Below are 12,522 nucleotides of genomic sequence, written 5' to 3'. Positions count from 1 at the left end.
GTTATCGCTAACATCCACGGCCTTCGCCTTATCGCGCAATTCACATTGCCGCACAACTGTCCTAGAGGAAGATGACAGGAAAAACCAACACGATGATGTATCAGCCATATGAAATCGACGGGGCCGGGCGGGGCGCACGCTGGCTCGTGACCTGCGACCACGCGGCCAATACCGTGCCGCCCTTCGTCAATGGCGGCTGCCTTGGCGTGGCCGCTGCGGACATGGCCCGTCACATCGCCTATGACGTGGGCGCAGCGGGGGTGGCGCTAGGGCTGGCGCAGGCGCTCGACGGCCCCGCGATCCTGTCGAATTTCTCACGCCTCGTGATCGACCCGAACCGGGGCGAGGATGATCCCACATTGGTGATGAAGCTCTATGACGGCACCGTGGTCCCGGCCAATCGCCATGCTGACGGGCCTGAGATCGAGCGCCGCCTGAACCGTCTCTACCGGCCCTATCACACCGCGCTGTCGCAGCTTGCAGCGCGGCGCGACGACACGGTGATCGTCTCGGTCCACAGCTTCACCCCGCAGTTCAAGGGCCGCCCGCCGCGTCCTTGGCATATCGGGCTGCTCTATGCCGCCGACACGCGCTTTGCCCGCCCGCTGCTGGCGCGGCTGCGCGAGGAACCCGATCTTTGCGTCGGCGATAACGAGCCTTATGGCGGGCACCTGCCCGGCGATGCCATCGCGCGCCACGCCATCGCCCATGAACGGCCCAATGTCCTGATCGAGCTGCGCAATGACCTGATCGAGACGCCCGCGCAACAGGCGGCATGGGCCGCGCGCCTTGCCCCCATCCTGACCGAAGTTGCAGGCAAGGTCGGCGTCTGACGCCCTTGCGCCACGGTGAAACACGCTTACTCTTGAGCGAAGACAGAGGAGATACATCATGGACGACCAGACCCGGATCGAACTCGAAGCCGCCGCCTTCCGCACCCTGCGCGCGCATCTGATGGAAAAGCGCACCGATGTGCAGAATATCGACATGATGAACCTCGCGGGCTTTTGCCGCAACTGCCTGAGCCGCTGGTATCAAGAGGCCGCCCATGCCCGCGACATCGAGATGACCAAGGACGAGGCGCGCGAAATCTTCTACGGCATGCCCTATGACCAGTGGAAATCGCACTATCAGGTCGATGCCGATGCCGAGAAGAAAGCCGCGTTCGAGGCTGCCTTTGCGGAAAATGTCGGCAAAAACGGCTAGGGGTTTCTTTTTGGCAAAAATACTCAAATTCCTGCCACCGCAACCGGGGCAGGTGACGTGACTGCGCGCTACCGGCTGCATTATGCGCCCGACAACGCCTCGCTTGTCATCCGCCTCGCGCTGGAGGAATTGGGTGTGGCCTATGAGACCGTGCTGGTCGATCGTCGCGCGCGGGCGCAGAAATCGCCCGCCTATCTGGCGCTCAACCCGGCGGGGCTGATCCCGGTGCTGGAAACGCCGGGTGGCGCGGTGTTCGAGACCGGCGCGATCCTGCTATGGCTCGCCGACCGGCACGGCGCGCTCGCCCCCGCCCCGGATGATCCGGCACGCGGGACGCTGCTCAAGTGGCTGTTTTTCCTGTCCAATACCCTGCACCCGGCGATGCGGATGATCTTCTATCCCGATCAATACGCAGGTGCTGATATCGACGCGCAGGCCCGGCTGCGCACCCATATGCAGACCGAGGCTGCGCGCCATCTCGACACATTGGAGGCGGCGGCATCGGCGCATCCTGACCTCTTCAGCGGCACCACGCCCAGCGTGATCGGGCTGTATCTTGGCCCGGCCTTGCGCTGGCTCGCGCTCTATCCTGCGGGGGAAACCGGCTGGTTCGATCTTGCCCGCTGGCCGGTCTTGCAGGCGATGGCGCAGGCGTTGGAAACCCGCGCCAGCGCGAGTACCGCCGCCCGCGCCGAGGGGCTGGGCTCTGCGCCCTTTACCGCCCCGACCCCGGCCGACCCGCCGGAGGGCGCGGCGCTTTGATCCGCCCACATGTCAGCGCGCCGCCCTTGAACGGTCGCTTTCGGACAAGTAGCTGTAAGGGGATGCGGGGATAACACCCGCGACCCACCCGCGGCCGAATGGAGCGCGCCATATGTTTCTATCCGTCTTCGATATGTTCAAGGTCGGCATCGGCCCGTCCTCGTCGCACACGATGGGGCCGATGGTGGCCGCCGCGCGGTTTCTCGACCGGATGCGCGCGGAGCCGTTCCATTACGCGGGGCTGCGCGGCTCGCTGCATGGCAGTCTCGCCTTTACGGGCGTGGGGCACGCGAGCGACCGGGCGACGATCCTCGGGCTGGCGGGCTTTCGCCCCGACACCTATGACGCCGAGGCCGCCGAGACCACGCTCGAGCAGATCCGCGAGACCCATACCGTGACGCCGCCGGGCCTGCCGGAGCTGGCGTTCCATCCCAAGGACGACCTGATCTTCGATTTCGGCCCCAATCTGCCGGGCCATGCCAATGGCATGATCCTGATGGCCACCGACGCGCAGGGCGACGTGATCCTGCAAGAGACCTATTATTCCATCGGCGGCGGCTTTGTGATGACCGAAGGCGAACTGGCGGCGGGCCGCAATACCGACGAGGGCGACCCGGTGCCCTACCCGTTCAAGTCGGCGGTCGAGATGCTGGAGATGGCGGAACGCTCGGGCAAGAGCATTGCCGCGATGAAGCGCGCCAACGAGGTGGCGCGCGGCGGACCGGAGAACCTGCGCTCGGGCGTGGCGCGAATCTGGCAGGTGATGGACGACTGTATCGAGCGCGGGCTGAGCACCGACGGCACCCTGCCGGGCGGCTTGGGCGTCAAGCGCCGGGCCAAGGGCATCCGCGACGCGCTGATCGCAGAGCGCGGCACCAACCTGAGCGCGCCGCACAAGATCAACGACTGGATGAGCGCCTATGCCATGGCCGTCAATGAGGAGAACGCCGCCGGTGGGCAGGTGGTGACCGCGCCCACCAACGGGGCTGCGGGCGTCGTGCCTGCGGTGATCAAGTACTGGCTCGACCACGTGCCGGGCGCGCATGAGGCCCAGATCGAGGAATTTCTGCTGACGGCGGCGGCGATCGGCGGGCTGGTCAAGTTCAACGCCTCGATCTCGGGGGCCGAGGCAGGGTGTCAGGCCGAGGTGGGCTCTGCCTCTGCCATGGGGGCGGCGGGGCTCGCGGCGGTGCTGGGCGGCACGCCCGCGCAGATCGAGAACGCGGCCGAGATCGCGCTCGAGCATCACCTCGGGATGACTTGCGACCCGGTGCGTGGCCTCGTGCAGGTGCCCTGCATCGAGCGCAACGGGCTGGGCGCGATCAAGGCCGTCTCGGCGGCGTCCCTGGCCCTGCGCGGCGATGGCACGCATCTGGTGCCGCTCGACGCCTGTATCGAGACGATGCGCCAGACCGGCGCGGATATGAGCGAGAAATACAAGGAAACCTCGCTGGGCGGGCTGGCGGTGAACATCCCGAACTGCTGAGAGCGACGGAATTTTGAAAAAATTCCGCTCAAGAAAGTTTTGAACTTTCTTGGCACTGACTGTCCACAGGGCGCCGAGGCAATTACGGCGTCCGGGCGCTCACACCCTTGGTGGACGCGCGCGGTAGACCGGCAGCCGCCAGCCGAAGGCGAGCGAGCCTGCCCGCAGCGCCCATGTGAGCGCCGCGCAGATGCCGAGGATCAGCAGCAGATCGTCGGTGATGCGTGCCGCCACCACACCGCCGAGCGCACCCGCAAACGCAGCCGAGACATAAAGTTCGCCCTGTTTCAGCACCAGCGGCACCTCGCCCACCACCACGTCGCGCATCAGCCCGCCCATGCAGCCAGTGACCATGCCCATCAGCACCACGATCACCGGGCTCTGGCTCATCGCCATGGCGGCGCTGACGCCTGCGGGCACCGCAACGGCGAGCGCGAAACTGTCGAGCCACAACAGCCAGCGATAGCGGCTTTCGACCAGATGCGCGGTCACGAAGACCAGCAGGGCGGCGGCGCAGGCGATGAGGATATAGTTCGGGTTGCCCATCCAGAACACCGGGTTGCGATCCAGCAGCACATCGCGCAGCGTGCCGCCGCCCACCGCCGTCAGACAGGCGAGAAAGGCAAAGCCCACGATATCGAGCTGTTGCCGCGAGGCGACGAGGGCGCCGGTCAGCGCGAAGATCAGCACCGAGGCGTAATCGAGCAGGATGAGCGCGCTCATGCCCCGGATTTGCCGGGCTTGAACGGGGCCATGCCCGCGCGCGCCAACTCGTCTGCGCGCTCGTTTTCGGGGTGGCCCGCATGGCCCTTGACCCATTCCCAGGTCACGTTGTGGCGTTTCTGCGCCTCATCCAGGCGCTGCCACAACTCGACATTCTTCACCGGTTTCTTGGCGGCGGTTTTCCAGCCGTTGCGCTTCCAGCCATGCATCCACCCGGTGATCCCGTTCTTCACATAGGCACTGTCGGTGACGATGGTGATGGCCGAGGGTTTGCTCAGGGCCTCGAGCGCATGGATCGCCGCCAGAAGCTCCATCCGGTTATTGGTGGTGTCGGCCTCGCCGCCCGAAAGCTCGCGTTCCTTGACAATCTCTTTGCCTGCCATGGCGCGCATCAGCACGCCCCAGCCGCCCGGGCCGGGATTGCCGGAGCAGGCGCCGTCGGTATAGGCGAAGAGATCAGCCATCGCTCAGCCCCACATAGCCCGGCAGCGCCGCCACGCGGGCGCACCATGCGGTGAGGCGCGGGAAGCGGTCCATGTCGAAGCCGCCGCGCGGTCCGGCGGTGTGGGTGTAGGCGTAGAGCGCGATATCGGCGAGCGTGGGCGAGGGGCCGCAGAACCAGTCCCGCCCGTCCAGCGCGTCCTCCATCAGGTCAAGCAGCGTGTGGCCCTCGTCGAGCAGCGCCGCCATGCGCTCGGGCGTTGCCTCATGTGCCAGATGCGGATAGGTGGCGAGCGAGGCGCGCACGGCGACGACCGGCTCGTGCCGGTTCTGCTCGAAAAACATCCAGGCGAGCATCTGCGCCTGTTCCAGCGCATCCTCGGGCACCCAGCCGGTGCCCGCGCCCAGATACCACAGGATCGCGTTCGATTCCGTCAGGACCGTGCCGCAGGGCAGGTGCAGCGCGGGCAGCTTGCCGAGGGGCAGGTGACCTGCCGCCTTGGCCTCGGCCAACTCCTGCGTGTTGGTCTCGATCGGCACATGGGTATAGGCCCGCCCTTCGAGCGCCAGCAGAAGCCGCACCTTGTAGCTGTTGCCCGAGGCGGGCATGGAATAAAGCGTCAGATCGGTCATGTTTGGCCCTCAGAGAAAGACGCCGACCGCGAGGCAGGCGATCACCACGGCGCTGAGCAGGAGCCGTAGCGGCATCCACCATGCGGGCGCAAGACCCCAGCGGGCGAATTGCAGATCCAGCAGCAACAGCCCGGCAAAGCCGAAGATCAGGTTCATCCCTGCCGATGTCGGCCCGCCGCCGGTCATGAAGAAGGCCCAGAGTGCCGGGATCACCGAGAGCGCGTAGCCGGTGGTGGCGAGCGTACCGGTGGCCCGTGCGGCAAAGCCCCAGAGCACGCCCGACATGAACGACAGGATCACCGCGCCGTAAAAGAGCATGACATAGGGCCCGGCGAAACGCGGGCCGAGGGTTTGCGCCGTCCACAGGCCAAGATCGGGAAAAAGCACGGTCAGCGCCCCCCAGAGGAAGGGCAGGAGACCGGCAAGGCCAAGGATCAGCGGGGCGCGCGGGATGGTTTGGAACATGCGCCGCAAACTGGCGCGGTGGCGCGCGGTTGGCAAGTGTTGGCAAGTGTGGATGGGGCTTTTGGTGTGGTGTTTGTCAAGCGGGCTGGTTCTGCCGGTCGCCACGGTCGGGATATGGTCTGGAGCCGCCTTCGCCGCATCCCGCGCGAAACGCACCGAAGGTGCCGCGCGATCGCCGGGCCGTCCCGCGGCCTGGCGATATGATAGAGCGCGCTACGTGTTGAGTTTAGAATGACTTGGCTGGGATAAAGTGCAGGCATCAGCCGTTGCATCGCCAGTCCCCGGCCCTGCGACCGCGCGGCACCTTCTGGCGGTCATTCAACGTCCGCTTCAGGCCATTTTGCTCAAGGCCGCAACGAGCTGTCCTGCCCGAGTTGATCCTTGGGGCGTGATGCGGCACGTCGCACCCACCAGCGATTTCACGCCGTCTCGCGCAGCACCCTCGGCACCTTGAATTCGACGTTTTCCTGTGCGGTCTCAACCTGTTCGATGATCACGTCATAGCGCGCGCGGACCGCGTCGATGACCTCGTTGACCAGCACTTCGGGGGCGGACGCCCCCGCGGTGATGCCGATGGAGGTGATGCCTTGAAGCGCGCGCCAGTCGATATCGGTCGCGCGTTGGACAAGCTGCGCATAAGCGCATCCGGCACGCGCACCGACCTCGACCAGACGGCGCGAATTCGACGAGTTGGGCGCGCCCACGACCAGCATCGCCTCGGCCTTTTCGGCCATCGCCTTGACGGCCTCCTGCCGGTTTGTGGTGGCGTAGCAGATATCTTCCTTGTGCGGGCCGACAATGGCGGGAAAGCGCGCGGTCAGGGCGGTGACGATCTCGGCGGTGTCATCGACCGAGAGGGTGGTCTGGGTGACGAATGCGAGTTTCGCGGCGTCGCGAACCTCCAGCGTGGCGACATCGCCGGGTGTTTCGACCAGCAGCACCTCGCCCGGCGGCAATTGCCCCATGGTGCCCACCGTCTCGGGGTGCCCGGCATGGCCGATCATCACGATCTGCAGCCCGTTCTCATGGTGGCGTTCGGCCTCGATATGCACCTTGGAGACCAGCGGGCAGGTGGCATCGACAAAAAACATCTGCCGGGCTGCCGCCTCGGCGGGGACAGATTTCGGCACGCCATGGGCGGAAAAGATCACCGGACGATCGTCGGGACAGTCGTCGAGTTCCTCGACGAAGACGGCACCCTTGGCGCGCAGATCATCGACCACGTATTTGTTATGCACGATCTCGTGGCGCACATAGACCGGGGCACCATATTTAGCGAGCGCCATCTCCACGATCTTGATCGCGCGGTCCACACCGGCGCAAAAGCCGCGAGGTGCGGCAAGGTAGAGGGTGAGGGGGGGCTTGGTCATCGCGCGTCTCCTGCTTGGTCCAGAGGTAAGGCAGGTGGCGCGCGGCGTAAAGGGAGGCGGGGCGAATTGGTGGCCGGGTTGAACGGTTTTGGCCTGGAGCTGTCGTTGACGCATCCCGCGCGAAACGCACCGAAGGTGCCGCGCGATCGTCATGCCAGAGGCATGCCTCCGGCATGACGCCGTCCCGCGGCCTGGCGATTTGATAGGTTGCGCAACGTGTTGGGGTTACATTGACTTGGCTGGCATAAATCGCCTGCCACTGGTGTTGCATCGCCAGTCCCCGGCCCTGCGATCACGCGGCACCTTCTGACGGAGTGCGATGTCCCCATCAGGCCATTAACCACCCGCCTGCACCGTCAGCCAGGCAAGCACGATATACCGCCCGGTCTTGGCGATGGTGACCAGCACGAGAAATAGCCATGCCGGGGTGCGCATGACGCCCGCGATCACGGTGAAGGCGTCGCCCAGTGGGGCCCAGCTCATCAGCAGGGTCCAGACCCCCCAGCGGGCATACCAGTGCTGCGCCCGGGCCAGCTGTGCGGCATTGACCGGAAACCAGCGGCGATGTCGAAACCGTTCGATCCCGCGCCCCATGACATAATTGACCACGGCCCCGAGCGTGTTACCCACGCTCGCCACCACGATCAGCCAAACCAGCGAGGCGGTGCCCGCCAGTTGCAGGCCGACAAAGACCACTTCGGACTGAAACGGCAGAATCGTCGCCGCGCCGAACGCCGCCAGGAAAAGCCCGCCCAGTTGCAGCAAAACGCCCGGATCCGCCATGCTCATGCGTGCGGAACCCGGGCGTCAGTGCAAAGCCGTGTCAGGAAAACGTCATTCCTGTTCGGCATAGGCCTCCTGCCGGTCGTTCTGATGTTCGCGCGGCGGGCGCCCGATCACGTCCTTGAGATCGGCCAGTTCGATGAAATTGTCGGCCTGACGGCGCAGGTCGTCCGAAATCATCGGCGGCTGGCTGCGAATCGTCGAGACGACCGAGACGCGCACGCCCTGACGCTGAAGGCTTTCGACCAGCGGCCGGAAATCGCCATCGCCAGAGAACAGCACGATATGATCGACGCGCGGCGCGAGTTCCATGGCATCGACGCAAAGTTCGATATCCATGTTGCCCTTGACCTTACGACGGCCCTGACTGTCGGTGTATTCCTTGGCCGGTTTCGTGACCATGGAATAGCCGTTGTAATGCAGCCAGTCGACCAGCGGCCGGATTGGTGAATACTCGTCATTTTCCAGCAGCGCGGTGTAGTAAAAGGCGCGCAGCAACTTGCCGCGGCGCATGAACTCTGAACGGAGGAGTTTGTAGTCGATGTCGAAACCCAGGGCCTTGCCGGCTGCGTAAAGGTTCGAACCATCAATGAACAACGCTAAACGGTCGTCCTTGTAAAACATGATTAATGTCCTTCCAAATCGTTTTGCCTTGCCTGTGAGTGTGAGTGGTGTGAGTGGTGGGGCAGGACAAAGTAGGACGCAGAATTAGGGACTTCCCGAAGGCTGCGCAAGCGAATGATACATTACAAAAGAATAGGTGGGTCATGACGTCGGATCAACTGTGCTTGATCGCGATCGGTGGAAATATGCCGTCATGGGCGGGCTCACCGGACCGGACGGTCGATGCTGCATTGCAGCATCTTGAGCGGGCCGGTGCGCAGGTCGCTGCCGCTAGCCGCCTTTACCGCACCCCCGCCTTCCCGGCGGGCAGCGGGCCGGATTTCGTCAATGCCGCCGCTGCCCTGCGCATGCCGGGTGCGCCGGAGGCGGTGCTTGGCGTGTTGCACGCGGTCGAGGCGGCGTTCGGGCGCGAGCGTGTCGCGCGCTGGGGGCAGCGCACGCTCGATCTCGATCTGATCGGCGTTGATGATCTGGTTCTGCCCGATCTCGCGGGGTTCGAGACGTGGCGCGCGCTTGATGCGCAGGCACAGCAGCAGCGTGCGCCGGACTGCCTTATCCTGCCACATCCGCGCGCGCATGAGCGGGCCTTCGTGCTGGTGCCGCTGGCGGATGTGGCCCCGGACTGGGTGCATCCGGTGTTTGGACAAACGGTACGCGCGATGCTGGAGGCGCTACCACAGGACGCGCGCGACGAGGTTGTGCCGCTCTGATTCTACGCTTGTAAATCCTGTTTCAAACCCCTAAGTACGTGGCTTCTGATTCAAGCCCAAACCCTGCCCGGAGGTCTTATGGCCCGCGTTACGACAGAAGATTGCGTTGACAAGGTTCCGAACCGTTTCGATCTGGTGATGCTCGCAGCACACCGCGCCCGCGAGATTTCTTCGGGGTCGCCGCTGACCGTGGATCGCGACAACGACAAGAACCCGGTCGTCGCCCTGCGCGAGATCGCCGAAGAGACGCAATCGGCGGATGACCTGCGCGAACGCCTGATCGAGTCGAACCAGACCCAGATCGAGGTGGACGAGCCGGAAGAAGATTCCATGGCTCTGTTGATGGGTGGTGAGGCGGATAAGCCCGAAGCCGACGACATGTCGGAAGAGAAGCTGCTCCGCGCCCTTATGGAAGCCCAGGGTCAGGGCTGAGCCGCCCCTGACCACTGCAAGGCGCGACACTGATGATCGCCGTTGATGACCTGATCACGCTGGTCCGCCACTACAACCCTCGCACCGATGAGGCACTCATTCGCGCGGCCTATGATTTTGGCCGCGCAATGCATGAGGGGCAGTTTCGCCATTCGGGCGAGCCTTATTTCACCCACCCCGTTGCCGTCGCCGCCATCCTGACCGAACAGCGGCTCGATGATGCGACGATCATCACCGCGCTTTTGCATGACACGATCGAGGACACCAAGGCGTCCTACCGCATCGTCGAAGAGAAATTCGGCCGCGAAGTGGCCGATCTGGTGGATGGCGTCACCAAGCTGACCAATCTGCAACTCTCGAGTTCCGAGACCAAGCAGGCCGAGAATTTCCGCAAGCTGTTCATGGCGATGTCCAAGGATCTGCGGGTGATTCTCGTGAAACTCGCCGACCGTCTGCACAACATGCGCACGATCAAGGCAATGCGCCCCGACAAGCAGGCGCAGAAGGCGCGCGAGACGATGGATATCTACGCGCCGCTTGCGGGCCGCATGGGCATGCAGTGGATGCGCGAGGAGCTGGAGGATCTGGCGTTCCGCGTGCTGAACCCCGAGGCACGAGCCAGCATCATCCGGCGTTTCATCACCCTACAACGCGAGACCGGCGACGTGGTCGAGCGGATCACCGGCGACATGCGGCACGAACTGGACAAGGCGGGCATCGAGGCGGATGTCTTTGGCCGCGCCAAGAAACCCTATTCGATCTGGCGCAAGATGCAGGAAAAGGAGATGGGCTTTTCGCGCCTGTCGGACATCTACGGCTTTCGCGTGATCACCCGGTCCGAGAATAATTGCTATGGGGCCCTGGGGGCCATTCACCAACGCTGGCGTGCCGTGCCGGGGCGGTTCAAGGATTACATCAGCCAGCCGAAATCGAACGGCTATCGCAGCATCCACACCACCGTGTCGGGCCGCGACGGCAAGCGGGTCGAGGTGCAGATTCGCACGCAGGCGATGCATGACGTGGCCGAAACCGGTGTCGCGGCGCACTGGTCCTACCGTGACGGGGTGCGCGCCGAAAACCCCTTTGCCGTCGATCCCGCCAAGTGGATCTCATCCGTCAGCGAACAGTTCGACGCCGAGGAGGATCACGAGGATTTCCTCGAAGCGGTCAAGCTCGAGATGTATGCCGATCAGGTGTTCTGCTTTACCCCCAAGGGCGATGTGATCAAGCTGCCGCGCGGGGCGACGCCGATTGATTTCGCCTATGCCATTCACACGAGGATCGGCCATGCCTGCGTCGGGGCCAAGGTGGACGGGATGCGCGTGCCGCTCTGGACCCGTGTGAAGAACGGCCAATCGGTCGAGGTGATCACCGCCGACGGGCAGACACCGCAGGCCACATGGCTCGATATCGCGACCACCGGCAAGGCGCGCGCCGCCATCCGCCGCGCCCTGCGCGAACTGGACCGGGGGCGCTATATCAAGCTGGGCCGCGAACTGGCGCGCTCGGCGTTCGAGCATGTCGGCAAGAAGGCCACCGACAAGGCATTGGAGGCCGCCGCCCGCACGCTACGCCTGAAGAACGCCGACGAGGTGCGCGCGCGGCTGGGCAGTGCGGAACTGACCGCGCAGCAGGTGCTGAACGCGGTCTACCCCGATCTTGCGCCCGATCCGTCGGACGAGGTAACGCGCGACCGCGCGGTGCTTGGCCTCAAGGCCGATCAAAGCTTCGAGCGGGCGCGCTGCTGTCAGCCCCTGCCGGGCGAGCGCATCGTTGGCATCACCTATCGCGGGCGCGGCGTGGTGATCCATGCCATAGATTGCGAAACCCTCTCGCAATATGACGATCAGCCCGGGCGCTGGATGGATTTGCACTGGCATACCGGCACGCATCCCGCTGCCTATGATGTGACATTAGACCTCACCATCGGCAACGATGCGGGCGTGTTGGGGCGGATTTGCACCTTGATCGGGGAACAGAAGGCCAATATCTCGGACTTGACTTTTGTTGACCGGAAACCTGATTTCTATCGCCTGCTTGTTGATATCGAATTGCGCGACGCTGAACATCTGCACGGGGTGCTGTCGGCGCTTGATGCGGAAAGCGATGTGGCCGCCGTCGAACGCTATCGCGATCCGTCCCGCTCCGGGGCGGTCTGACCCATGAACCCTAGGAGCCGCGCTGGTGGTTTTCAAACGCCGAGACAGACGACCCTTGTGGAAGGTGATCGCTGACTTTTTCTGGCCCAAGGGCGGCTGGGCGCGGGCGTTCACCTATGTCAAGCACCGGCTGCACCGGCTGCCCGACCCGCCCGAACGGATCGCACGCGGGATCTTTGCGGGCGTGTTCACCACCTTCACACCGTTTTACGGCATGCATTTCATCGTGGCGGGCACGCTCGCGTTGATCCTGCGCGGCAATATCCCCGCCGCCCTTTTGGGCACCTTCTTCGGCAACCCGCTGACCTATGTGCCGATCGGGGTGATCTCGCTTCAGACCGGGCATGCCATCCTAGGACGGCACACGCTGGCCGAAGACGAGATCAGCCGCTCGCTCGGGGGCAAGTTTCTCGATGCGGGCGAGGACCTCAAGAACAACGTGCTGGCTATCTTCTCGGATCACGAGGCCGATTGGCACGGCCTGCACCTGTTCTATGACGAGGTGTTCCTGCCCTATATGGTGGGCGGCATCGTGCCCGGTATCGTGACGGCGCTTGCCGCCTATTACATCAGCCTGCCGGTGATCACCGCCTATCAGAACCGCCGCAAGGGCGTGCTGCGGGCGAAATGGGCGGCGATCAAGGAAAAGAAGGCGCAGAAGGAAAATGCGTCAATTGAGGCTGACGGGCGCGGCAAAGGGGACTAGGTTGCACCCCGAGCCGATCATG

General features: G+C 64.4%; 15 protein-coding genes. 8 read left to right on the top strand and 7 right to left on the bottom strand.

Annotated elements, in window-relative coordinates; all coding sequences use genetic code 11:
* Positions 1-92 precede the first annotated feature (92 nt).
* From PVU19_RS18585 to PVU19_RS18570, 4 genes are all read left to right on the top strand, one after another.
* Positions 93-833, top strand: a complete 741-nt coding sequence (locus PVU19_RS18585; RefSeq protein ID WP_050661748.1) for an N-formylglutamate amidohydrolase — start codon at positions 93-95, stop codon at positions 831-833.
* A 58-nt stretch (positions 834-891) separates the two neighbouring features.
* Entirely contained in the window at positions 892-1,206 is a 315-nt protein-coding gene (locus PVU19_RS18580; RefSeq protein WP_050661662.1) for a DUF1244 domain-containing protein, read from the top strand.
* Between the two features lie 57 nt (positions 1,207-1,263).
* Complete coding sequence (locus PVU19_RS18575; RefSeq protein ID WP_050661663.1) at positions 1,264-1,968, top strand: glutathione S-transferase family protein; 705 nt, start codon at positions 1,264-1,266, stop codon at positions 1,966-1,968.
* A 112-nt stretch (positions 1,969-2,080) separates the two neighbouring features.
* The gene (locus tag PVU19_RS18570; protein ID WP_050661664.1) at positions 2,081-3,454 is read left to right on the top strand and encodes an L-serine ammonia-lyase; all 1,374 of its coding nucleotides are present in this window, start codon (positions 2,081-2,083) and stop codon (positions 3,452-3,454) included.
* Positions 3,455-3,553: 99 nt separating this feature from the next.
* On the opposite strand, the gene PVU19_RS18565 is transcribed toward PVU19_RS18570, so the two are convergent.
* The 7 genes from PVU19_RS18565 to PVU19_RS18535 all read right to left on the bottom strand — a co-directional run bounded on the left by PVU19_RS18565 (position 3,554) and on the right by PVU19_RS18535 (position 8,493).
* Positions 3,554-4,177 carry a trimeric intracellular cation channel family protein gene (locus tag PVU19_RS18565; protein ID WP_050661665.1) on the bottom strand — a complete coding sequence of 208 codons (624 nt, stop codon included), beginning with the start codon at positions 4,175-4,177 and terminating at the stop codon, positions 3,554-3,556.
* Positions 4,174-4,641, bottom strand: a complete 468-nt coding sequence (gene rnhA / locus PVU19_RS18560) for a ribonuclease HI (protein ID WP_050661666.1) — start codon at positions 4,639-4,641, stop codon at positions 4,174-4,176. Before rnhA ends, PVU19_RS18565 begins: the two co-directional genes overlap by 4 nt.
* Entirely contained in the window at positions 4,634-5,251 is a 618-nt protein-coding gene (locus tag PVU19_RS18555) for a glutathione S-transferase family protein (protein WP_050661667.1), read from the bottom strand. Before PVU19_RS18555 ends, rnhA begins: the two co-directional genes overlap by 8 nt.
* Positions 5,252-5,260: 9 nt before the next feature.
* On the bottom strand, positions 5,261-5,716 hold the full coding sequence (locus PVU19_RS18550; RefSeq protein ID WP_050661668.1) for a DUF3429 domain-containing protein: 456 nt from the start codon (positions 5,714-5,716) through the stop codon (positions 5,261-5,263).
* Between the two features lie 419 nt (positions 5,717-6,135).
* Entirely contained in the window at positions 6,136-7,086 is a 951-nt protein-coding gene (gene ispH, locus PVU19_RS18545; protein ID WP_050661669.1) for a 4-hydroxy-3-methylbut-2-enyl diphosphate reductase, read from the bottom strand.
* A gap of 336 nt (positions 7,087-7,422) precedes the next feature.
* Positions 7,423-7,875, bottom strand: a complete 453-nt coding sequence (locus PVU19_RS18540) for a YqaA family protein (protein ID WP_050661670.1) — start codon at positions 7,873-7,875, stop codon at positions 7,423-7,425.
* A 45-nt stretch (positions 7,876-7,920) separates the two neighbouring features.
* Positions 7,921-8,493: a LabA-like NYN domain-containing protein gene (locus PVU19_RS18535; protein WP_050661671.1), complete on the bottom strand. Its 573-nt coding sequence runs from the start codon at positions 8,491-8,493 to the stop codon at positions 7,921-7,923.
* Positions 8,494-8,678: 185 nt separating this feature from the next.
* On the opposite strand from PVU19_RS18535, the gene folK reads away from it, so the two are divergent.
* The 4 genes from folK (at position 8,679) to PVU19_RS18515 (ending at position 12,500) form a co-directional block, all read left to right on the top strand.
* The gene (gene folK, locus PVU19_RS18530; RefSeq protein ID WP_235575676.1) at positions 8,679-9,203 is read left to right on the top strand and encodes a 2-amino-4-hydroxy-6-hydroxymethyldihydropteridine diphosphokinase; all 525 of its coding nucleotides are present in this window, start codon (positions 8,679-8,681) and stop codon (positions 9,201-9,203) included.
* A gap of 78 nt (positions 9,204-9,281) precedes the next feature.
* Positions 9,282-9,635, top strand: coding sequence for a DNA-directed RNA polymerase subunit omega (gene rpoZ, locus PVU19_RS18525; RefSeq protein ID WP_050661673.1), 354 nt, complete (start codon positions 9,282-9,284; stop codon positions 9,633-9,635).
* Positions 9,636-9,667: 32 nt separating this feature from the next.
* On the top strand, positions 9,668-11,794 hold the full coding sequence (locus PVU19_RS18520) for a RelA/SpoT family protein (RefSeq protein ID WP_050661674.1): 2,127 nt from the start codon (positions 9,668-9,670) through the stop codon (positions 11,792-11,794).
* 25 nt (positions 11,795-11,819) lie between these two features.
* Positions 11,820-12,500: a DUF2062 domain-containing protein gene (locus PVU19_RS18515; RefSeq protein WP_050661675.1), complete on the top strand. Its 681-nt coding sequence runs from the start codon at positions 11,820-11,822 to the stop codon at positions 12,498-12,500.
* Positions 12,501-12,522 lie beyond the last annotated feature (22 nt).

It is taken from the genome of Roseovarius tolerans (assembly GCF_028885395.1).
GTDB classification, from domain to species: Bacteria; Pseudomonadota; Alphaproteobacteria; order Rhodobacterales; family Rhodobacteraceae; genus Roseovarius; species Roseovarius tolerans.
This window is presented reverse-complemented; position numbering and strand designations above follow the sequence as displayed.